We start from the raw sequence: 1,017 nt of genomic DNA, 5'->3' as shown, positions 1-1,017 counted from the left end.
CCTGGGGAGTACGACCGCAAGGTTGAAACTCAAAGGAATTGACGGGGGCCCGCACAAGCGGTGGAGCATGTGGTTTAATTCGAAGCAACGCGAAGAACCTTACCAAGGCTTGACATCCCGATGACCGTCCTAGAGATAGGACTTCTCTTCGGAGCATCGGTGACAGGTGGTGCATGGTTGTCGTCAGCTCGTGTCGTGAGATGTTGGGTTAAGTCCCGCAACGAGCGCAACCCTTATCTTCAGTAGCCATCATTCAGTTGGGCACTCTGGAGAGACTGCCGTGGATAACACGGAGGAAGGTGGGGATGACGTCAAATCATCATGCCCCTTATGTCTTGGGCTACACACGTGCTACAATGGCTGGTAACAAAGTGACGCAAGACGGCGACGTTAAGCAAATCACAAAAACCCAGTCCCAGTTCGGATTGTAGTCTGCAACTCGACTACATGAAGCTGGAATCGCTAGTAATCGCGAATCAGCATGTCGCGGTGAATACGTTCCCGGGCCTTGTACACACCGCCCGTCACACCATGGGAGTTGGAAGCACCCGAAGTCGGTGACCTAACCGTAAGGAAGGAGCCGCCGAAGGTGAAGCCAGTGACTGGGGTGAAGTCGTAACAAGGTAGCCGTATCGGAAGGTGCGGCTGGATCACCTCCTTTCTATGGAGTATAGGTTGAATTGTTTTTGCTGTTTGGTTTTGAAGGATACAGTCCTTCAAAAAAAGAAAGAATGCACCTTGAAAACTGAATACAAGACAAACAAGAGTCAATAAAATCGAGAAATTTATTGAAAAATAAAATGTAGTAAAGCAATCAACATTTTATTTCGCTATAAATGATCATTCCAAGAACAAGAGCTATTGTTTTTAGAACCGACACAAACGCAAGTTTGTGTTGCAAGAAGGTCAAGCAAGAAAGAGCACAGGGTGAATGCCTTGGCACTGGGAGCCGATGAAAGACGTGGTAAGCTGCGAAAAGCTTCGGGGAGGCGCAAACAGCCATCGATCCGGAGATTT

The 1,017-nt window shown here is 48.5% G+C and carries 2 rRNA genes; both read left to right on the top strand.

Annotated features, from left to right (window positions below):
- Nucleotides 1–661, top strand: a 16S ribosomal RNA gene (locus INF29_RS14475); the annotation flags it as partial.
- Between the two features lie 243 nt (nucleotides 662–904).
- Nucleotides 905–1,017, top strand: a 23S ribosomal RNA gene (locus INF29_RS14470); the annotation flags it as partial.

The sequence above is a fragment of the Anaerotignum lactatifermentans genome (assembly GCF_014982935.1).
GTDB lineage: Bacteria > Bacillota > Clostridia > Lachnospirales > Anaerotignaceae > Anaerotignum > Anaerotignum lactatifermentans.
This window is presented reverse-complemented; position numbering and strand designations above follow the sequence as displayed.